The sequence below is a fragment of the Aromatoleum evansii genome, from assembly GCF_012910805.1.
GTDB classification, from domain to species: Bacteria; Pseudomonadota; Gammaproteobacteria; order Burkholderiales; family Rhodocyclaceae; genus Aromatoleum; species Aromatoleum evansii.
Genome location: NZ_WTVK01000008.1, coordinates 98954 through 119368 on the forward strand (window position 1 = coordinate 98954; position 20415 = coordinate 119368).

The 20415-nt window shown below is 60.8% G+C and carries 27 protein-coding genes and 1 pseudogene; 5 read left to right on the plus strand and 23 right to left on the minus strand.

Translation table 11 applies throughout. The annotated features are described in order from the left end of the window. Nucleotides 1-66 precede the first annotated feature (66 nt). The 4 genes from GO615_RS05735 (at nt 67) to GO615_RS05750 (ending at nt 6414) form a co-directional block, all read left to right on the plus strand. Entirely contained in the window at nt 67-999 is a 933-nt protein-coding gene (locus GO615_RS05735) for a PD-(D/E)XK nuclease-like domain-containing protein (protein ID WP_169126081.1), read from the plus strand. Continuing rightward, entirely contained in the window at nt 996-3083 is a 2088-nt protein-coding gene (locus GO615_RS05740) for an ATP-dependent helicase (RefSeq protein ID WP_169126082.1), read from the plus strand. Before GO615_RS05735 ends, GO615_RS05740 begins: the two co-directional genes overlap by 4 nt. A 56-nt stretch (nt 3084-3139) precedes the next feature. Further along, complete coding sequence (locus GO615_RS05745; RefSeq protein ID WP_169126083.1) at nt 3140-3769, plus strand: hypothetical protein; 630 nt, start codon at nt 3140-3142, stop codon at nt 3767-3769. A 1211-nt stretch (nt 3770-4980) separates the two neighbouring features. After that, on the plus strand, nt 4981-6414 hold the full coding sequence (locus tag GO615_RS05750) for a hypothetical protein (RefSeq protein ID WP_169126084.1): 1434 nt from the start codon (nt 4981-4983) through the stop codon (nt 6412-6414). A gap of 100 nt (nt 6415-6514) precedes the next feature. Here GO615_RS05750 and GO615_RS05755 read toward each other — a convergent pair whose 3' ends face one another. Next, nucleotides 6515-6832: a site-specific recombinase resolvase gene (locus GO615_RS05755; RefSeq protein ID WP_169126085.1), complete on the minus strand. Its 318-nt coding sequence runs from the start codon at nt 6830-6832 to the stop codon at nt 6515-6517. A gap of 25 nt (nt 6833-6857) precedes the next feature. Here GO615_RS05755 and GO615_RS05760 point away from each other — a divergent pair. Then, nucleotides 6858-7211 (plus strand): annotated as a pseudogene (locus GO615_RS05760) (Tn3 family transposase); the annotation flags it as partial. A gap of 32 nt (nt 7212-7243) precedes the next feature. On the opposite strand, the gene GO615_RS05765 reads toward GO615_RS05760, so the two are convergent. The 22 genes from GO615_RS05765 to GO615_RS05865 all read right to left on the minus strand — a co-directional run bounded on the left by GO615_RS05765 (nt 7244) and on the right by GO615_RS05865 (nt 20365). Further along, entirely contained in the window at nt 7244-7459 is a 216-nt protein-coding gene (locus GO615_RS05765) for an SPFH domain-containing protein (protein WP_169126086.1), read from the minus strand. A gap of 106 nt (nt 7460-7565) precedes the next feature. Further along, nucleotides 7566-8348 carry a PRTRC system ThiF family protein gene (locus tag GO615_RS05770; RefSeq protein WP_169126087.1) on the minus strand — a complete coding sequence of 261 codons (783 nt, stop codon included), beginning with the start codon at nt 8346-8348 and terminating at the stop codon, nt 7566-7568. Next, nucleotides 8318-9001, minus strand: a complete 684-nt coding sequence (locus GO615_RS05775) for a PRTRC system protein A (protein ID WP_169126088.1) — start codon at nt 8999-9001, stop codon at nt 8318-8320. Before GO615_RS05775 ends, GO615_RS05770 begins: the two co-directional genes overlap by 31 nt. Next, nucleotides 8994-9719, minus strand: a complete 726-nt coding sequence (locus GO615_RS05780) for a PRTRC system protein B (protein WP_169126089.1) — start codon at nt 9717-9719, stop codon at nt 8994-8996. Before GO615_RS05780 ends, GO615_RS05775 begins: the two co-directional genes overlap by 8 nt. Further along, nucleotides 9652-10875, minus strand: a complete 1224-nt coding sequence (locus GO615_RS05785; protein ID WP_169126090.1) for a PRTRC system protein F — start codon at nt 10873-10875, stop codon at nt 9652-9654. The genes GO615_RS05780 and GO615_RS05785 overlap by 68 nt, the downstream gene beginning before the upstream one ends. A 110-nt stretch (nt 10876-10985) precedes the next feature. After that, on the minus strand, nt 10986-11189 hold the full coding sequence (locus tag GO615_RS05790) for a PRTRC system protein C (protein WP_169126091.1): 204 nt from the start codon (nt 11187-11189) through the stop codon (nt 10986-10988). Nucleotides 11190-11204: 15 nt separating this feature from the next. Then, nucleotides 11205-11690: a PRTRC system protein E gene (locus GO615_RS05795; protein WP_169126092.1), complete on the minus strand. Its 486-nt coding sequence runs from the start codon at nt 11688-11690 to the stop codon at nt 11205-11207. 394 nt (nt 11691-12084) lie between these two features. Then, entirely contained in the window at nt 12085-12309 is a 225-nt protein-coding gene (locus GO615_RS05800) for a hypothetical protein (protein ID WP_169126093.1), read from the minus strand. 192 nt (nt 12310-12501) lie between these two features. Continuing rightward, nucleotides 12502-14220 (minus strand): PRTRC system ParB family protein, encoded by a 1719-nt coding sequence (locus GO615_RS05805; RefSeq protein WP_169126094.1) that lies wholly within the window; start codon nt 14218-14220, stop codon nt 12502-12504. Between the two features lie 185 nt (nt 14221-14405). Then, entirely contained in the window at nt 14406-15161 is a 756-nt protein-coding gene (locus GO615_RS05810; protein ID WP_169126095.1) for a hypothetical protein, read from the minus strand. Beyond that, the gene (locus GO615_RS05815) at nt 15158-15598 is read right to left on the minus strand and encodes a hypothetical protein (RefSeq protein ID WP_169126096.1); all 441 of its coding nucleotides are present in this window, start codon (nt 15596-15598) and stop codon (nt 15158-15160) included. The genes GO615_RS05810 and GO615_RS05815 overlap by 4 nt, the downstream gene beginning before the upstream one ends. A gap of 106 nt (nt 15599-15704) precedes the next feature. Continuing rightward, nucleotides 15705-16061, minus strand: a complete 357-nt coding sequence (locus GO615_RS05820; protein ID WP_169126097.1) for a hypothetical protein — start codon at nt 16059-16061, stop codon at nt 15705-15707. Nucleotides 16062-16080: 19 nt separating this feature from the next. After that, nucleotides 16081-16485, minus strand: a complete 405-nt coding sequence (locus GO615_RS05825) for a hypothetical protein (protein WP_169126098.1) — start codon at nt 16483-16485, stop codon at nt 16081-16083. Nucleotides 16486-16502: 17 nt separating this feature from the next. Beyond that, nucleotides 16503-16718 (minus strand): hypothetical protein, encoded by a 216-nt coding sequence (locus tag GO615_RS05830; protein ID WP_169126099.1) that lies wholly within the window; start codon nt 16716-16718, stop codon nt 16503-16505. A gap of 201 nt (nt 16719-16919) precedes the next feature. Continuing rightward, nucleotides 16920-17129 (minus strand): hypothetical protein, encoded by a 210-nt coding sequence (locus tag GO615_RS05835; RefSeq protein WP_169126100.1) that lies wholly within the window; start codon nt 17127-17129, stop codon nt 16920-16922. A 14-nt stretch (nt 17130-17143) separates the two neighbouring features. Next, nucleotides 17144-17335, minus strand: coding sequence for a hypothetical protein (locus GO615_RS05840; protein ID WP_169126101.1), 192 nt, complete (start codon nt 17333-17335; stop codon nt 17144-17146). Beyond that, a complete protein-coding gene (locus GO615_RS05845; protein WP_169126102.1) occupies nt 17332-17586 on the minus strand; it encodes a hypothetical protein in 255 nt (84 codons plus the stop codon). Before GO615_RS05845 ends, GO615_RS05840 begins: the two co-directional genes overlap by 4 nt. A 183-nt stretch (nt 17587-17769) precedes the next feature. Next, nucleotides 17770-17901, minus strand: a complete 132-nt coding sequence (locus GO615_RS29180; RefSeq protein WP_281358696.1) for a hypothetical protein — start codon at nt 17899-17901, stop codon at nt 17770-17772. A gap of 191 nt (nt 17902-18092) precedes the next feature. Then, nucleotides 18093-18257, minus strand: a complete 165-nt coding sequence (locus tag GO615_RS05850) for a DUF7167 family protein (protein ID WP_169126103.1) — start codon at nt 18255-18257, stop codon at nt 18093-18095. 27 nt (nt 18258-18284) lie between these two features. Continuing rightward, nucleotides 18285-19034 (minus strand): hypothetical protein, encoded by a 750-nt coding sequence (locus GO615_RS05855; RefSeq protein ID WP_169126104.1) that lies wholly within the window; start codon nt 19032-19034, stop codon nt 18285-18287. A gap of 93 nt (nt 19035-19127) precedes the next feature. Next, a complete protein-coding gene (locus GO615_RS05860; protein ID WP_169126105.1) occupies nt 19128-19595 on the minus strand; it encodes a hypothetical protein in 468 nt (155 codons plus the stop codon). Between the two features lie 68 nt (nt 19596-19663). Next, nucleotides 19664-20365, minus strand: coding sequence for a hypothetical protein (locus GO615_RS05865; protein ID WP_169126106.1), 702 nt, complete (start codon nt 20363-20365; stop codon nt 19664-19666). Nucleotides 20366-20415 lie beyond the last annotated feature (50 nt).

Below are 20415 nucleotides of genomic sequence, written 5' to 3' on the forward strand. Positions count from 1 at the left end.
TTGGGGGCTTGAATGAGAGGGCTCTCCCGGTAACTTGGATACAAGCCACCAACAAGGAACCCGACCATGAATGCCGCTCGCGATCTCTTCAATGATGCCGACATCCAAGTCGGCGAGACGCAGCAGACGATCCTGCCGGCCCCCGTCTTCGAGCCGCCCAAGGGCGCGATCGCGGTCACGCCGGGAGCAACCCCCGGTTGTTATGCGGTCGAGATCAGCAACGAGGATTACCACGCCTGCCGAAACTACCTGTCTCACTCAGGGATGCTCAAGCTCTTGCGTTCGCCGGCGCATTACCTCGCCTATCTCACCAAGGACGATGGCGACTCGCTCAACCCGTACTCGGCCTACCATGCGGCCGTCCTCGAACCCGATCGGTTCGCCAAGGAGTTCATCGCCTTTCCGGGGCGTCGCCAAGGCAAGGTATGGGATGAGTTTCAGGCGCAGCACGCCGGCTTTACGATCCTCAACAAGTCGGAGATGGACACCGCCAATGGGATGCGTGATGCGGTGAAGGCCTACGACGAGATCCCGCTTTGGGCGATGCTGCGCGCGTCGGAAACCGAGAAGTCGATCTTCTGGTACGACGAGGAACTCGGGGTCAATCTGCGCATCCGTGCCGATGCGCTGCATCCGAACGTGATTTTCGATCTCAAGGGCATCGATGACGCCCGCCCGCACAAAGCGATTCGTCAGATTGTGCAGATGGAGTACGACCTGCAAGCGGCCTTGTATGTGCGGGGAGTCGCTGCCTACTTCGGTCGCCGCCTGCCGTTCGTATTCGGCTTCGTCGAAGACAAGCCGCCGCATGGCGTGTGGCTGCAGACCGCCGGCCAGTCGATTCTGGCCAATGGGGAGCGCAAGCTGCGCCGCGGTGCGGCAGCGTTCAAGCGGCTGCAGGAGACCGGCGATTGGCACGGCTATCAGAACGCCTGTTCGGTGGTCGAGTTGCCGCGCTGGGCCACTCTCGAACCCGATCTCGATGACGATCTAGCATGAGCCGCTTTCCCTTCTCCCCTTCCTCCGAACAGTCGGCCGTAATTCATCACCCCGGCGGGCACGCCCTCGTCGGCGCCGTCGCCGGCTCGGGCAAGAGCCAGACGCTTGTCGAGCGCGTCGCCTACCTGGTCGAGAACGGCTGCGCCTTCGATCGGGTGTTGGTGTTGATGTTCAACGTCGCCGCGGCCGAGGAATTCACTGCCCGGCTCGCGCAGCGCATGCCTCATCTGCCCAACCCACAGGTCATGACCTTCCACGCGTACGGTCAGTCGCTGTGCCGGCAGCTTGAACGTGCAGGCCTGCTCGCTTCGGCGTATCTGCTCGATGAGGCCCAGGCGGCACCGCTCGGGCGCGAAGTGCTTGAGTTCGTCAATCTACGCCGCGAGGCCAGCCAACGCATCGACATCACTAGCGAGGCCGTCGACGAACTTCTCGGCGCGATGGATGTACTCAAGGGCGCGCTCTACGACGGCGAGCAGCTTCCGGCCAATCTCAAGGGATCCGTGTCGGCCCTGCATTTGTCGGCCTATCCGGTGTTTGAGCACTTCCGGGCCCAGCGACGGGTGCGTCTATTCGGCGATCTCGTGAGCGATCCGGTTCGCGCCGCGCGCGTCGATTCCCGCATCCGGCGCGCGCTAGCCCATCGCTTCGATCACATCGTGATCGATGAATTCCAGGACATCAACGACGCGGGCATGGCGCTGGTGCGTCTGCTCGCCGGCGAGCGCGCACAGGTAATGGCGGTGGGCGACGAGGACCAGACCATTTACACCTGGCGCGGCGCGCGGCCGGACTACATGGTGAGCCTTTTTGAGCGCGAATTTCCGGACACGCGCCGGTATGCGCTCACGCGCACTTTCCGTTACGGACACGCCCTGTCGATGCTCGCCAACTCGGTGATCGCGCACAACCACGCTCGCACCGACAAACTGTGCATCTCGGCCCCATCGTGCCCGAATACGCAAATCGCGGTGCGCATGCACCCGGAAGGTGGCACGAGTGGCACGATTGTCGCAGAGGAGGTGCAGCGTTGGGTTGCCGAGGGGCGGCGCCACGAGGAGGTCACCGTACTGGTGCGCCAGTTCGCCAGTGCTGTGCCGATCGAGATTGCCCTGCGCGAAAAGGGGATCCCGTTCCAGATCGTCGGTGCCCCACATTTTGTCGAGTGGCCCGAGGTGCAAAGCCTGCATCTACCGCTGATCCTCGCCGCCGCCAAGGGCCGCTTTCCGACGCACTGGACAGGCGCACAGCGCGCGGCCCTGTTGCGTTCGGCCTTTTCGGTGCCATCACTCTACCTGCGCCGGGAAGAGTTGTCCGCACTCACCGAGCAGCTTGCGCAGCATCCGGCCGTGACGCCGGCGCTCGTGCGCCGCTACCTGGTCGACTCCTGCTCCACCAAGGGCTACGCCCTGACCGGGGTGCGCGCTCAGATGCTCGCTATGCTCGAGTGCGCCTATGACTCCCCTCCTGACGCCGATGCCGAGGCGCTCCTGCGCGACGCGATCCGCATGACAGGCCTGCTCGGCTGGATTGCCAAGTCGGGCGCGAGCCACGATTACCGCGAGGCACGACTGCGCATGGTGCGATCGGTCGTTCGCTACGCCCACGGCCACAGCGCCCGCTCCCTGCACGAGACGTTCTGCGAGATCAACCACCCGCGCGAAGCGGCCGATGTGGATGCGGGCGTGCTGATCACCAGCATCCACCGCAGCAAGGGGCTGGAATGGCCGTGCGTCATCTTGCCCGAGCTTGCCGAGGGGGTGTTCCCTGCGTCCGATGCGGACATTGAGGATGAGCGGCGCCTCTTTTATGTTGGGGCGACTCGGGCGCGCGAGCAACTCGTGTTGGCCTGTCCATTCGACCGTGACTTCGTAGCCTGGACGCGCAATGAACAGGACGGGCATCCAGCCGGCGGGGCCATGCGGGCGTCACGCTTCCTATACGAAGCCAACCTCATGCGGGCGGAACGAATCGGCAGCGCATTGAGCTCCTCTCGTGAATTCGCCCCCGCCGTGCTGGAAGCTACCTCCATGTTGTCGCCCGTGCTTCAACGCTATTTCGCCGGGCTGTCAGTTCCTGCGTAGAAACGTCGACAAATCGGTCTTTTGGCGACGTGCTTGTCAGGACGAACTCGGCGAAGATGGAGACTCTCATCATGCATAGAGTCCGCGACATGCGATCCTTTCTTGCCACGCTCCTTGCGGCGCTTTCGATCCCCGCCGCCCACGCGCACAGCCTGACGATCGAAAAAGGCGATTACTACGTAGGCGAAACAGTAATCCAATGGGAGGTTGCCACGGCGCATGCTCGGATCCGCGCCGCGGATGTAGGGCAGCCCGGCGCCATCTTCGTGGGCGCTACGACTGACAGAGGAAGGATGATGACCTTCTCCGAAAATCGGTGGGTTCCGTTCTCTGCCGGGACGGTGGCGCCGGCCGTCGTGTTCGACGCGCTACCGGGTTCACACAGTTTGGTCGTGTTCAACAGCCGCGACATCGGTCGTTACGGCCGGCCGATCTATGACACGGGTCTAACGGGCCAGACGCTCTGCGATGCCGCGCTGGCACTCGGGACAAGTCGTTTTGCCATTGCCGTTGGCTATGGCGTTCTGGATGAACGGGCCGAGGCGACGATCGAACGGGCGCAGTCGGTAGGTTCGGCGCTCGACGTTGATCATATACGTCTGGCGTTCGTTAACAGCGACATGATGCAAAACAAGAAGTGGAATGAGGTCTACCGCGTTGAATGCGCACGCGAGGGGGGCGGCTGATCACCGGACGCGCGAATCCTAGTAGGGGTCAGCTCACGAAACGGAAGAAATCGTACGCTAAGGCGCGCGACGGCTTTCACCTAGCAGCAGTGCAAGGCTGCGCCTGCGAGGCATGACATGCAGGAGGGGCGCTATGTAAATCTCTGCATAGCGACCGCGAGCCGCCATCTGATTGCTCGTGACGCGAAGGACAGCTTTCAGTCGTTGAAAAGCCATTCGCCCTCACCGGGTGGCGGCAGACGTCAGAAAGGGGGGGGCAGAGCGGCACATCTGGCGTAAAGGTCGGGACTTCGCCCCTCCTCCGCACCACCACTTTCCAAAGGCCAGACGTTGCTCGGGCCTTTTTCACGTCTGCTGGAAACGCGAGTGTTAGCGCGGGTTGCCGAAGTCGTGCGATAGGCGGCTACCGCCGCGGCACCCTCGTTTAGGGCGTTTTCCTGCCTCTCTGCTCTCCGTTCTCTGTTTCTGCGAAAGGCGACTTTCGTAGCCGCCCTATATTTTTCAACGGGTTGCCCCCGCAGGTTTGAGCGGTAGGTCGGGTGGCAAGCGCGGGGCGGTCGTCGGTGCTTGCACGTTGCCCCCTCGCAATGGATCGAGCAACCACTGAGTGCTGCACTACGAGATTCCGTTCTTTCGCATGTATTCGACGACTTTGCGGCTGCCGAAGCCGATTGCGATCCTGACGCAATCGAGGCCCTGAGCCTCGGGCTGATAAGGGTTGTCACCGCGTCGCATCATCAGTTCGAAAGCCGTGCATGCGCCCCCGTCCAGGAGCATGGAAAGCGACAAGGCTGCTGCGGCTGATTTACCCGGACTGGGTGCGCTCTCGCTTTGGCTACCAGGAGACCGGGTTGCCTGTCTTGTAGCGAGGCCAGGAGAGCCGTCCGGGCAGCACCCCATCAATGGCTGCATCCACAAGTTGGGGCCGAAGATGGCAAGGCGTTCGCCATGACCAGCATGGACGCGTCGGAAATTCTTACAAGGTAGCCAGTGCGTGGAGTCGGGTGACGTTGCCGCGGGCTCTACGCAAATGAATTAGAAGCAAAAACAACAGGTGGCGCAGTTAATGCTCAGGCCCAGTGTACGACACGGGGGGAACGCGTAGCGGCCCCCGAGGCGAGGCAGCAACTATTCGAATCGTAGTTCCAAAGCATTCGAGGACTCGAGAATCACGGTCTCCGTACTCTGTGCTTTGCTTTGATAGAGGGGCAATGATCATGCGTGCATTTGTAGTCGCCATAGTCCTCGGTGGGGCAGCTACTTTCGCGCCTACGGCGAGAGCAGAGTTACTGTTTGACCCAGCACCGCTATTTGAAATTGGGACGTTCAATACCACTAGTACCTTGGGACAACTCACATCCTTGCAGCAAGCCTACGTTGCAGAAGGTCTCAAAACTCTATCGACAAGTAGCAGTCTCACCTCTAGGCAACAAGTCGTCGCGCAAACTACTGCAATTGCGATAGAAGCTTACAATTTCATACAAAATGTCAAAACAATATATACGGTTAGCGAAGCGGACACTGTCCAAGAAATTGCACAAGCGATCAGTGCATTCGATCTCTCGGCGCAACAAACTGCATTAGACAGCTACCAGTCCGCGTTCAATCAGGCAGTCGGCGCGTACGATGTCAATCCTGTCGTCCCGCCGATTGCTATCTACGTCGGCGTCGCAGTGGATCCGAGCATTCGAACTGCTGCAGAACAAGCCGCCATGGAGTTAAATACTACGCTCGCTGAACTCACGTCCATCAAATCATTGGCGGATTCGAATGCGGCTCTTCTGGAAGCGTTCGCAAATAGGATGACTGATGCCAGCAGCGTTGCAGAGGCGCGGGCCGAGGCACTGTTTAACTTAGTCGCCGACCTTTCACCTTCGATCGATCCAGCAACAAATTTCCTTATCATTGCAGCAACGCAAGCGGCCGGGGCGCTGGTGCTGGCCTCAGAGGAATTTAATCAAATGGCCAGCCAAGCATCCGCTTTGGCGTCAGCCACAAAAGCATTTGCGAGCACTGTTGCTCAGGACATCAGTCAGACTACAGATGTCAAGAATACTTACGTCACAGCTCTAACAACACCATTGGCGCAAACCACCTTCACCACGACAGGCTCATTTTCCGGCGGCGGGACTACAATCAACACAGCAGGCTATAGCATCAATTTCTCAGGGACAAGCTTCGCGGGAAGCGGTGCAGTTCCACCCAGCACATTTACAATTGGGTCGCTCGGGTTCTTCAACGGTAGTGGTTTTGTCGGAACCGATCGCTATGCGCTCGAAGTCACGCTTACGCGAGACATTGTTATCCCTGGCGTCGGTGAGTGGATTGCGACTACGGAATCGACGTTAAATCTCAGCTATGAGACAACTCCATTCAGTGAGGACCCTCGTATCAGTGCGGATCGGATATTTCTCAACGAGATTGGCAAGGGCAGTGCGGTCTTCGAGGGCGAGTTGGCATTCTTCGACATAATCGGATCCATTAATTCTCCATTGCGATTTGTCGATGTCATCGTTCAACCGGGGTACGAGGATGTGGCTTTCATCACTAATACGCCGCTTAATTCCGTTGATGAACCGCCGGTAATAGCCTTGCTAGTCGCCTCCATCGGGCTCTTAGCTGGAGCCAGACGTTGGTTGAGATAGGGCGCGCCACTACTTGCTCCGGAGATGCTGCAATCGCACTCCGAAGGGAGTGCTCAGTGGCAGGACGTCACGTTCCGATTGCTCCCGTTGGCGCAGGTTTTCAGGAAGGCTGCATCATCAGTCGATGCTGCGCGTCCCAATCCATGGGGATACTATATCGCTGCAACTTTTCCAGAGAGAATGTTCGCCGCAGGCACCCATCGAGTGCCGCCGCCAGAATGCTAGGTGCGAGCTGGGCGAAACACAGCGTGTCATTGACCGTCACCCGATGGAGTCCCTCCCGCGCCGCGATCTCTGCCGTGTCAGCGACGATGCCTGCGTCCAGCAGGTGCTGCCAGTAGAGGCCGCGCCCGAGCGCGCGCAGCAGGGTGGGATCGTGGTTCGGTGAGGTCGCCGGCTTCGGGTCGCTGACCTTCACCGGTTCATTGACGCCAGCGGGACCCCGTCGCCGCGTTCAGATTGGCCTGAACAAGGGCGAGGCCAAGAACGCACTGGCCCGCGCGGTGTTCCTGAACCGCCTCGGCGAAATCCGCGACCGCAGCTTTGAGAACCAGCGCTACCGCGCCAGCAGCCTCAACTTGGTGCTGGCTGCCATCATCCTGTGGAACACGGTCTACCTGGAACGGGCAGTCCAGGCGCTGCGCGACTCGGGCAAAGATATCGACGAGAAGCTGTTACCGCACCTCTCGCCGCTGGGCTGGGAGCACATCAATCTGACCGGAGACTACATCTGGCGGCAGAACAAGCAGGTCGAGCAAGGCAAGTTCCGGCCGCTACGAATGCCTGGCGAGGCTTAGCGTACGATTTTTTCCGTTTCGTGAGCTGACCCCTAGTAAAGCTCCTCGAGCTTGAACCCTTCCGCCGAACTGCGCAGCGCATTCAGTGCCCAAGTCTTGACCTGTCCAGTGGGAGTAACGAGTTTGTTATACGCATCCTCGACCCGCTCCTCGATGACGCGAATTATGAGGGGGATCGGCATGATGACTAAGACATCATCAACGGATTTGACCTCTACCTTGTCCTTGATCTCGATGACTTCGGTCATGGCCGCTTGACTCCCTGAGTACAAAAGAAAAGCGGTTTCCCGATACACCGAAAATGTTCTCGGCGCATCGGGAAACCGCCTGTGGCGATTTCCCTTGGACCGCTAACTACGCGGCCTCCTTTTGCGGTGTGCGAAGCACACCCATGCGCTCCCACGTCGCCAGATCGACCGCCAAGGGTGCCGTGCGACCGGTGGCGAGGTTCATGAACACTCCATGGTGATCGAGCCTGCCGTGACGAAACAGCCGCCACAGTAGGTTCAATGCATAGAGTGACACGCCGCGATTGACGAACAAGCCCTGTTTTTCGAGGGCTTCGGCGAGCGAGCAGGACGGCGTGTCGTCCTTTCCGTCCAACGCGGGGTCGATGACTTCCGGGTAGAACTCGGCCACCGTCGGCAGCCGGTCATCCCGCTCGATAGGCGAATGCCTCTGCGGGATCTCCCCCAGGATGCACTGACCGTCTTCGGCACGGTTGCCGATGTCGAGCCAGTACGCCCCCGCTCGCGTCGTCTCATAGATCGTCTTGCGCGCTGCGCGGTTGTCGACACACCCAACCACGATGTCCGCTCCGCTGAGGTCGAGGCTGCCGACCTTGCTGACGGAAGCACGCCAATTGAGCCCCATGGCGAGGTTGATGCGATGCACGAGAATCTCCGCCTTGGGCAAGCCCACATCGCTCGGCCAGAACATCTGCCGCCCGACATTGGCCTCCGACACCGTGTCGTCGTCGACCACCGTGACGTGCAGCCCACCCGGATGCCCGAGCGAGCGCATGGCGCGATCCAGCTGCGCCAGTCCGGTGATGACCTGAGAACCCGTGCCGCCGGCTCCGACCACCACCACTTTGACCTGTCTGTTCAGCAGGCCGGGATGAATGAAGTGTTCCATGGATTCGCTCCTTTTGCGTCCTCGACGGCCTCGTCGAACACGATGCGATCGCCCGACACGCGGGCGTTCAGTCTGATGAATGTCCCGAGCAGACATAGCCTGATGACCATATCCACCCGCTCCTGGTCGCAGCATCCGAGGACGCCGCTCACCTTCACTTCCCCGCGATCATCCCGGTTGTCCGTACCGGAAAAGAATGCCCGTCCCGAACCATGCGAATGCCAGTCCATGACGAGATGCTCGCCGGCTTCCAGCATCGGCCGGTGATAGCGGATGTGGCCCGCCGAGGCGGTGATCGCCTCGACTTCGCGGAACACGAATACTCCCGTGTTCTCGTTCCACACCACCCAGCCCGCCGCTTCGCGTGGGCACTCCCGACGCGCGAGCGCCGAGAATTTCTGCACGATGGCGGCAGGAATCGGTGGGCACAGGAAGGTGATCGCGGGCGCCAACACCCCATAGGGCATTGCGACCGCTTCTTGGCGCGCGATGCGCTGTCGTGCGTACAGCCACGAACGGCGCACCTCGAGCCACAGCCCGTCGGCCACCACCAGAAAGCGGTGGCCGGGACGGTCGAGCGGCTCGAAGGCCTCGAAGCGCGGCACCATCACCGTGGGGGTGAGGGCCTGAACGAGTTGATCGCGCTCATTCATCTTGCAGGCCCCGGTTGAGTTCCGAGATGAACTGGCCCAGCGTCATGCCGCCATCGATGAGCACGTCCTTGGGGAACGTCTCGAACTTCTTCCCCCGCAGCAACGCCTTCCAGAACGCGACAGCGCCGCCTTTGTAGGAGACGAGCGGCGCGTTGTGGATGTTCGAGTGCGTGAACTCGGACTCGAAGAACGCGCGCTCCCATGCTGCCGGATCGCGCCGCGCGTCGCCTTGCGGCGTGCGCGTGCTGCCCGTGCAGATTTTTCCGCCCTGCCAGACGTTGTAGAACGGCACCTGGAAGAGCCGGGTCGATGCGCCAGGGCGGCGCCCCGACTTCAGCGCGAACACATGCCAGCCCAACGGACCGACGGCGAACACGAGGCCCGGTAATGGCACCTCCGCGTTCTGCTCGCCAATGCCGTCGCTGGTCCGAAACCAGACGCGGCGCTTGGACGGCGCGCAGTACCACACCATCCAGCGCGAACCTTGAGTCAGCACGCGCGTCGGGGTGAGGCTGGCGACTTCGGTGCGCTGCGGATCGAGCCCCCGGAAGAGCGCCATCAATCCATCGCGCGACACCGCCATCCCGGCGCCCAACTGCGGCACCCCTTCACGCACCGTCACGTCATGCACGGTCGCGTAGCATGCGGTGCTAGGCGCATACGAGCTCGCCTTCTTCTGCGCATACAGCACGATCGCGCTCGACGGCGCGAGCGTCATCGCATCGGATTGCGCTTGTATTTCGATCATGATTTTCGATCTCCTGGTTTTGCTCGGCGACGACGGCAAGCGCCGCGTCGAGCAGTTGGTAAAGGCGAAGCCCCTTGCTGACCTGTTGCTGCCAGCGCAGGAATGCTTCTTTTTCGATGGGGACTTCCATCACCGACACGATGTCCGTGTAGCAGTCGGAACTATCGTTGGCGCGCTGGATGAAATCGTCTGCGACGCGTTCGACACAATCGTCCGTGTTCCACCGCAGGATCGCGGAGGAGTACACGGACTCGGCATCTAGAAACTCCTGAGTGCCCTCGAGCAATGCCCCGTCGCGCACCAGTTGGTGCATAGTCAGCGTCAGCGTGCACAGACGGCGCACCCACGCCAGCGGATTCCGGCGGGCGAGCTTCTTTAGCTTGCGCTCAGAGACGCGGGACGATGGGTTGAGCACCCATGCGACGGGGAAACTCTTACGAAAGTCGCTGGGCCAGAAGATGTCCTCATCGGCCATCTCCTCACGCCAGCTTTCCCCATAATTGAGCTCGAACTCCTCACGCAGATCGTCGTCCGTCTCCACACCTTGCCAGTACAGGCACTGCGCTTCATAAAACGCCCGGTTGGGCGTGAAAGCACCAACCGTCTTGTAGGACGCCGTTTCGATGGCAGCGTAAATCGTCTCCCCCAGACCGGGCAGGATGGATTCGAGCTGCATCATGACGTCGCCCACGCACAGGATGCGATCGTTCTCTTCGTGCCATAGGACGAGATACGTGGGGTCCTCGTCATCCGGCACAGTGGTATTGCCGTAGTCGTGATTCATCGCCCCATCGAGCGTGAGCCCGATGCGCCCGTTGATCCGGTTCACCTGCGAGGTTTCCCCGACGCAGTGCGTCATCCAACGGGTCAGGCCCCTCCCCAGTAATTGCGGGATCGATGCGACCTCCCTGTCCAACTCGGACAGCAGCCCGAGGTCGAACAGATGCAGCGCGAGCCCCGCATACTTGGGATCCGCTTCATCGAGGGTTTCCACCGCCGCCTTGACCGCGCTTGCGCGCGGAATGCTCAGACAATCAACGGCAATGCCCGAGCGGGAGGGGTGAGTCGATTCGCCGGTGACGACTGCCGGGAGGCGGTGACCAGCTTCTGCAAGGTCGCTGCGCATAAATGCATCTCCTTGGACAAGACAACGGGAGGGTTCTTCAACCCTCCCGTTTCGTCTTGTTCGCCTCGTGCAACGGCTTCGAGCCGTTCTCTGAGCGAACGCATGATGGATTACCCCTTCGTGCCCACGGCGCGACGGAACTCGTAGGCCATGCGATCGCCGGTGGCCGTGGGGCCTTCGACAGCCGCAGTGGCCAGTTCCGGGAAGTTCGCGCTGTAGAGATCGCGGACCTGATCGGGGCTCATGTGAGCGCCCGGGTCGGGCAACTCGATGCCGTTGAAACGGAACACGCGGACGGCTTGCTGGACGGCCATGATCGTCACCTCCCCTTAGAGCAGAGAGGCAAGATCAAGGCCGCCGGCGGGAGCCGCGGGCGCTGCAGCTGCGGGCGTGGTGCCACCGGCTGCGCTCTCCGTTCCCGTGTTGTCGTCGCCCCCTTCGCCCGATTCATCGTCGGGTTCCAGATCGGCGATCGACACGGCCGCCGGCGTGGCCGGGGCAACGGGTTTTGCCGTGCTTGCGGGCTTCGTGCTGGCCTTGGCTTTCGCCGCTACCTGCATTTCGGCCGTCGCTGCCGCCAACTGCTCGGCGAGCGTCTTGCGCACGGACTGGAACTGTCCGATCAACTGTCCGAACTCCGCATCCAATTCTTCGGGCGTGCCGATGAGCGAGATGGGACGGGCCAGCGTCGGGTCCGACTTTTCCTTCATCTTGGGAGCAACGGTGATCGCAACGCGACCCTCGTCAGCCGGAACCATGATGACGGTGACTGCTTCGGCACTCTCGAGGAGCTTGTGGATGCTGGTGAAAAACATGGTGGATCTCCTGAACAATGCGGAGACACCACGACCCCAGGAGCGGGGCCGTGATAGCCCCGCGGGGTGGTTTTTTGAAAGGCTGGCTTTGGCTTGCGCCCGGTGGATCCAGCTACCGATTCCGACGCATCAATGCGCCGTTGGAAACCCGCTTTCCAATACACCCGAGGGGTGTATCAGGAAGCGACTTCCTTGCTTCTGGTTAGTGTCCGACCGCCTTCACGCGACGGTCCTCTTTGGCAGAACGGACGCTAATCACGGTGCACAATGCAGATGCCCCGAGAATCAGCCCCATTGAAGTGAAAATTGCCTGCAAGAGCGACATTGTGCAGCTCTCCTTCTGTTTGGCCTTCTGGTCACGCAGACCACTAGCACACATGACACGAACGAGACATCACGCCCCTTTCGAGTCGTCCTCATCCTCACAGGCGAGGATGACGTGCGCCAGCGCCTGCATGAAGAGATACCACACAGTGATGACCACGAATGCCCAAGCCCTTTCAGCCTTGAGCATCTCCTCGCCCAACAGTAACGTAAAGCCGACGCTACCGTAGGTGGCGACCGACTTCATCACTTCTGCCAAGGAGTCCCGGACACGTTTGTTGAATCGGATTCTCATTTTGGGTCTCCTTGAAAATTGCGAAGACCCATCCCCCTTGCGAGGGAACGAGCCCTCGCAGGGTTGAGTTGTGCAGCACCCCTTCGGGCGCCGCGCGTTACATGCCTCACGGCATGATCTGTGTCCGCGCAGGACATGAAGCGGCATCGCTGCCGTTCATGTCCGTTGCGGTTGCAGTGAGCGGTTGCCCGATCACTGCTTGTCCCAGGTCAGATTGACCGGGATCTTGCCGGCGTAGTCGAAGTTCTCGACCGCGAGTACCTTCTTCACGATCTCGTCCTTCTTACCGGTGAAGAGCTTGGCGTAGGCCTTCTCCTCGAGATGCGCCTTCAGGCCGATCTGCTCGGTGACGACCTCGATCTCGCTCTTGGTGAGCAAGTTGAGGTATTCGTCGTTGAGCTTCCAACTCTCGGCGAGGCTGGTATTGCAGCGCTTCACGAGCTTGATCAACGCATGCTCCTCGACACCTTCGGCCACGGACGCGGCGATCGCGGTACGCAGATGCTTGCGGCCATCCGCTTCGAGAGCTGCCGTGAAGTCCATCGCTTCCGCGATGTCGAGTGGCGAACGCTTCTCGCCGGCGAGCTTCTCATACACCAACTGGACTTTCTTCCCGCTGATGTTGCGACCGTTGCCCGAAAGCGCCAGTGCGAGAAGAACTTCGTCGTTCAGTTGCGGATTGCGCACCAACTGCTGCCACAACGCGAGACGCCAGACCTTCGTCCGGTATTCCTTCACCCGGCTGGAGTCCTGCGCTTGCGCCGCGGGGGCCTTTTCGGCTGCGACCTTCTTTGCAGCCGCCTTGCCCGCATCAGCCGCCTTCTCAGGGCTTGCACCCTTCGACTTGGCTTCCGCTTCCGCCTGCTGCGCCGCCTTGGCCGCATCGGCTGCGAGCTTCTGGCGGGCCTTCACTTTCTCGCCATTGCAGTCCTTGTCGAAACAGAGTCCGCGATAAACGTTGCCGGTCTTTCCGGGCACCGCCGAGATGGCTGCGCCGAACTTGCCGCAGGCCTTGCAGAGCTTGGCCTGTTCCTCGCCCACGCCCGTGTCACCATCGGCAACGAGCTTGATCACGGTGAAGTTCTCGCCGGGACGCACGATCCGGATCTCCGGGTATTCGTCCTTGAGCGATTCCTTGATCCCTTCGAGGGCCGCTTCGGTCCTGGCCGTGTAGCACTCGCGGTTGGTGCAGTGACCGTCCGCGATGGCCTCACCGAAAAGCGCCTGCTGATTGCCTGAGTTGTTCGCACAACCGGCGCAGTCGCCTTTGTCGAAGATCGCATCGCCCAGTTTCTGTGCCAATGCCGCGATCTTGTCCTTCAACTCCGCAACGGTCGGCATCTTCGGTGCGCCCAGAAGCATCTGCAGCACCGCCGGCTGCTTGTCCTTCGGGAGTCCGGCGAGGAGTTCCGCGTGACCGAGATTGACCTTCTCGTCCACGAGGGCATCGCGCACTGCATCGACGGCGTTCATCAGACCGAGGCGCTTCTCCAGGGTCGGCCGATTCCAGCCAAGGCGGCGGGCCGCCTCATCGCGGTCGCCACTGACGCGCGCAAGGATGCGGGCTGCCGATTCAGCTTCTTCGGCCGGGTTCATCCCCCCGCGCTGGACGTTCTCGATGAGGCTGAATTCTTCGGCCTCCTCGTCTCCCATCTCGCGCACGTGGATCGGCAGAAGGTAGTCCTCGCCGAGTTCGTCCTTCGCTAATCCGTAACGGGTAAAACCGGCACGGAGCTCGAGACGCCCATCTCCGAGGGGACGCACCAGCACGGGCTGGATGACGCCTTTCACACGGATCGAGGCACGCATGTCCTCGTTCGCCGGGTTCTTGCCGCGGCGCGGGTTCGGGCCAAGAACAAGGTCGCCCAGACGAGCGTGGGTCGGGAACTGCTGAGTGGTTTGGGTTTGCATGGTGGCTCCTGGAAATGAAATGCGGAGCCACCAGAATCCCCGGCTGGGGTCTGAATGACCCCGCGGGTTGGTGTAAGGCTGGCTTGTACGGTGGTACCAGCTACCGTCGACGGCTCAAAAGCGAGCCAGAAGATGTACGAATCATATGCGTGCCCGACGTGTTTCGCAAGGGCTCGCGCCGACGCTCAAGGAGCAAAGGCTGTCCAGATCGCATCCGGCACTGGTGCGCGCATGTAGCCCGTCGGCCCGGCAGCCGTGCGAATCACCTTGGCGTCAAGGTGCACCGCATAGAAGCGCCGCAAGTCTCGGGCGCCCTGTGCGAGCTTCGCAGGGTCATCGGGCGCATTGTCCTCTTGCGACAAGAAGGGGTGCGCAAAGAACGTGAAGTGCTCGCAGCATCGCTTCTGATGCGCGAACACCGCCGACATCGTGCAGAAGTAGAGTGCTTTCCACGCCGCCGATCCACGGTACTCCGGGGCGATGCGAACTCGGTCGGCAAAGAGGAGCCCCTCCATGTTGAAATCCATCGCCGCGTCATTGCCTGTTTCTGATGCGAGCAATTCGTAAAGCGCGATCGCATCCTCAGAATGTGCGTCCATGCACAGCCGTAAACCACGATCGGATAGCCAGTCGTACCCTTTGGCCCGCTTGTAGTACGTGAACCGGGCATCGCCGCGATAATCTTCATGTTCGCCGAGCAGCACCCCGGTATAGACACAGCACTCGATTGCATCGGAGGTGAAGGGATCTTTCCATACGGATAGTTCCATGGCGCCGAAGGGGGTTGGCACCACGCCAATCTTGCGATTCTGGTCGCGACGCACTGATCCGCTTGGAAAGTCGCGCGCCTTGGCCGCTACCACTTCGCTAGCGCAGGTCGCGAGCAATTTCGGACCATGCCAGTGGGGCGAAACAGCCACAACGCTTTCTTGCATGTTCACTGATGTTCCTCGGCTTCTGGACTCAACCACCCTTCCTTGCGAAACCGGGCCATGAGTTGCGCGACGTGCGTGCGCGTGTAGCGCTGCCGTAACGCCTCGCGACCGCCATTCTGGTAGAGCGCGAAAGCGTCTTCTAGGCTCAATCGCGGCTCCACGAACCGCTCCCCTTCAGGCATGGGCTTCACCTCCGCGGCCCATCGCTTGTAGCGCGCTGTCCGGAATAGCGTCGGCAGGCTCACCGTGCGAACGCTCGTGACACCGACGTAGCCCGACCGGACGAGCGCCGCCTGGGCTTCGTCCGCACTGACGAACAACTGATGCTCAACCTCTGGAAACCCTTCCAGCAGCCCATCCGGCGTCACGAACAGCGGCTCATGGTACTTCCGCTTACGCCCATCGGCCGCAAGGATCTCGACCGTCCAATGCTTGCCCACCATCTTCCCCTTTCCAACTACCGCGTGAGCCAGAGAAGCCCCAAGACAATCCATGCCACGGAGCCAATCGAAAAGAGCGCACCCAATAGTACGTGGAACATTTTTTCGGTCAGTTGGGCCGATCGCCCGCGATGTCGTACGGTAAGCCCAACTTGTAGCGCAGGATGACTAGACACCAACCAGTCATTGCAACAGCCCACCATCCCCAAGAAGGTAAAGCACCAACGAGGTTCGCCAGCACTTCGGCTGCGCATAAAAGTCCGGAGCACTCTGCAGCTGCAGCAACAGCCCAATCGCGCATGTACGGCTGTACGCCCGCGAATACGCTCATGCCAACGGTAGTGATCAGCGTCATGACCGTAATGCCAAACCGACGCATCAAGATCAGGGGCAGAATAAGAATGCCCGCAAACCCGGTGCCGAGGAGCAACCCAGTCAGAACCCCAGGCCTACTTTCTTCACTCATGGTCACGTTTCCCTTCCAGTCAAACCTGCCGCAGCACGGCCGGTCCGTAGCCTAGTCGGTCCAACAGGATCTTCGCGAAATCGCCCGCGGGGCGGTTATTGAAGCTCGGGAAAGCCGTGTAAATCGATTGGAGTAGTGTCGCTTGTACGTCGCCCTTGAAGAACCTTGCCAGCGGGCCGCGTCGGCTCGCTGTCTCCAAGGACGACAACTCTACGATGGCGTAACGGATCTGGTGCGGCTGCGGCTCGGGCTTCTCATCCTCCCATTCGTCGACGCTGACAACCAACCGGCCAGTGTCGGTGCGATATGCCTTGGCGTGGGCCGAGAAAGCGAGATTACGAAGCGACCAATTGATCTCAGCGATCAGCTCGCCGGTGAACTCGATTTTGTCGGCGTGTCCAGCGTCAATCTGCACTTTTTCCACTTGATACTCCTTTCCAATCAGTGGGCGCCGGCTTTGGTTGCAGCGACACGAACCTTTTCAAGTTCTCGTTCACACCTGGCAATGTCGTCGCGAAGTGCCTGCAGGTGTTCTTCACGGCGACGCTCCTGAGCACCACTCCCTTCGCTGCGTTCACAGTCGCGTTCCAGCTCGCTCTGGTAGGCGGCATTCGCGGCGGCCAGCGCGGCTTGAGCTTGTTCAACTGTCTGATCCATGATTTCTTTTCCGGTTAGCGCGAGTTATAGAAAAGTAAGGCTGAATATTCCTTGGAGAAACAAGTGCAGCAGAGGGAGCGAAAGCAGCAAGCCAACCACACCCACCAACACACGAATTGACTCTCCCTTGGGATTCTCCATGAATCGGCGAGCAATTCGAGCGGCCTCGTCTGGCAACGACATTTCAATTCCTTTTCGTGCTTAGGTTCGATACCAGACACGAACACCATCTTGGCTGGTTGACGAGATTCCCCCGATACCGCCGGTATCCGTCAGCGTTTCAACATTCAAGACATCGGCCGAATGCTCGACAATCCAAGCGTTCGCTGCCTCGACCGCACTTTCAAACGGACCGGACGCGAAGCCCAGGAGCTTCGGTGCCTTCCTGAAGTCTTTGAAACCGATTCCCATGTCCTTCCTTCGACCTATGAACCACTATGCGCGCACGCAGCCAAGCGCAGCGCCTCTTGAGCTTCAGGGGTTTCTCGGGCCAGGCAGTCCGCCACGACGCGCTGGAGCGACTCAACGGCGGTAAGCAGTGCCTCCATTCGCGCGGCTGCTTCGAGGCGGTGGAAATTTCCCGCTCGCATCGATGCGATCATGTCTTTGGTTTTCATGCTTTTCCCATGCCCTTGGTGTGTGCGGCCGCCCATGAGAGAAACAACGGCATGCTGCGATCGAACTCGCCCTGAGAAAGCACACCAATTCCGGTCCGATGCACCTGCCCGTCGATGGTCGCCATCACGTCGAAGACATCGGTCTCTTCATCAAGTACCGCACTGAAGCCGACATGGCTAGTGGGCGTAATCGGAAGATCGGCGAGCAGTTCGAGCTCCATTGGGTCAAGTGCGTCTTGAGTGTTGGCCATGTGCTTCTCCATGCCTTCTGCAATTTTACTTGGACCCAGCTTCTCACGGCACATCCCGATTTCAAGTGCCGATGTGTGCGGCGTCGATGACGCGCAAGACATGCCGGACCGTGAACGTGAAAAACCCCGGCCGCCAAAGCGAACCGGGGTTGCGTGCCTTTACGGGCGAAGTCAGGCGTGGTGCTACCGGACCTTCTCTTTGGTCAGGGACTCCGAGACCCCTACCAGCAACCGCCAGAGGGCGATGGCCGGCGTGAAGAACCCTTTCGGGGTCTCCTTGGCGCCCTTGATGAAGCCCTGAACGAAGTCATTCATGGTTGATCATCTCCTTGATTGCCATGTAGGTGGAAAAGACCGCCCACCAAACGATGAACGCGATGTCTGCGTAAAGTATGACCTTTTCGACCACCTACTCGCCCGAATGGGCGAGAAACCCATCGGGCGATTGATGCTCGGTGCCCTGCGACCCGGGCACCATTCTGAGAAATCAGCTATCCGTTACGCCATCACGAGGATGCCGCTTCTTTGTAGCTCCATTCGATGTGGTTGAAGGCCGCATCGCGCGCTTCCACTTCGATCTCTTCCTCAGTGGCGTCATCGGCTACCTCGAATTCGAATTCGCAGTCGGAGCCGTCGATGTCGGTCCTGATCACTCCCTTGAATGTTCTCATCGTGTATCACCTCAATGTATTGAAAAATCAGCTTTGCGGATTCTCACGGGCAAACTGCAATGCCCCCTCGAGCGTCCGGCAGGCTGTCTTTGTGAGACCGACCAAGAACCACGGCACGTTGTCGATCTCGAAATTGCGGATCTTGTGCCCTGCCTCGACGGCCACCACGGGATCGTCGGCATCCGCGATCAGTTGCGATTCGCGGATGGACATCCACCACGCGTCGTGCGGTGAGAGGAAGTAGCGCGGCTCGTCGCCGTCGCCGCCGTCTCGCCCGATGATCGTGCGCTCGGGGAACTTCACGCCATAGTCATTGACCCAACTCACCCGATCGCCGATCTGGAACCGGCTGCCCGGAGCCTTGCCGTCCGGGTTCCCGGCCAGCAAACGCGCTGCCTCGGTCACCTTTTCGTCCGGCATCGATTCAAGACACGTTCCAGGCGGAATGGCCCGCACCGCTTCGTCGGAAAGCACCTCGACCGTTGCCCCCGCGAGAGGGACATGGCAGACGTTGAACGCGCCATCGTGCGGCACCTTCCAATCCTTGACGGACTTGACGTAGCAGTGCCCGGGCGCTTTCTTCACTTCGAGCACGCGCCCCCCCCAACGCCCAGTGGCCTTGAGGTGATCGATGCAGTGCTGCAGCTCGCGCAGCGCCACTTCCTTCTCGCGCTCAGGCCCAAGATGGGCCGCGCCACCGCCGAGTTGCCCGCCGAATCCTTGGACCGATCCGACATAACGCCGGCCCTCGGCCGTTCTGATGCGAAAGTACACCATGGTCTTCTCCTGTTGCTGCCCAGGAGGATCCGCCCCGCGAGGGACAGATTCCCCGCGGGCGGATTGAAAGACGATTCGGTCGTGCCGAACCTTCTACGCAGCCATCGGCTGCAGGTTAAGGCGCGTCTGGCCCCGAGCGATCAGGGCGCGAATCACGTCCTCGTGCTTCGTGTGGCTTTCGCCGAGCGAAACGTAGGTCTCGCCATACACCGTGTCCGCATCGGACGCGGTGGCAGCGCGGGCGCGGGAAAGCGCCGCATCGATCACGCGGCGGAACTCAGCGAGTTCCGCTACGCTGTCGATGGCGATCGCACCATAAACCGAGACCGCGGCACCGAAGGCGAGTCGGTACTGAAAGTACGGCGCCGAAACTTGGCGGCGGTCGACGGTGATCGTCGGCCGCACCAAGAGTTCGTCAGCGCACTCGACGTCGCCCCCCGCGCACTGCGCGCTCCGCGATGGGAACGGACGCCGTGCAACCAGCGGTAAGACTTCGAGCAACGCCAGGACTTCTTGCCAGGCCGCATCGCTGCGGCTGACCTCTTTCGGCCAGATGACCATTGTTGGCTCCTTCACTGTTTGCGGAGCGCCCCCCCTGCTGCGGGAGGGTCCCGCGAGGGGTTGTGATCTCAGCGCGCGGCCGAATGCGACGCGATGAGGGCTTCGAGCGAACCGATGGCGACGTTGATCGCTTCCTGGTTGCTCTGACTGACCTCGATTTCGCCGATCTGTTGGCATGCGTGCATGATGCCGCCCAACATGCCATTGACCTTGGCTTGGACACGCACCTTGGTACCATTTGCCCGCGCCTCGATGAACGCCACGTCGTCGTAGTAACGGACGTAGAGGTTCTTTTCGGCTTCCTCCCAGTCGCCCGGCAAGGTGAATGCCGGGAAATGGGTTTCATTCGGATGGGAGGCAGCTTGCGGCGTGGCCTCCGCAATCGCGCTGCGACACCGCACCAGCGCATGGCCGTAGTAGCCCTGCCGGATGATGTCGCGCGCCTGCTCGGGCTGCTCCTGCAACTGCGAGAGCACCGCCTCGGCCTTGCGCAGCGCATCGAGCATCGTCGGCGTGGCAAGCACCATCTGTTTGGCCGCCTCGCGCTCGGGGCAGAGCGGCCCCATCCAGTCTTCGCGCAGGGCGAAGATCACCGAATCGTTGCAAGGCACCGGGCGGTGCTTGGTGACCAGCAGCGTCGCAATGCGCTTGCCATCCAGGTGACGCTCCTCCCACGCCCACGGGCCTTGGGTCCAACCGTTGTTTTGCGACATGCGTTTCTCCTGAGTGCTGCCCGAAGGAACGTGCCGCCCCCGATGGGCGGTGTTCATCCCATCGGGCGATTGATGTCGGCTGCGCCGTGTGGCGAGCCTCGTGGTGC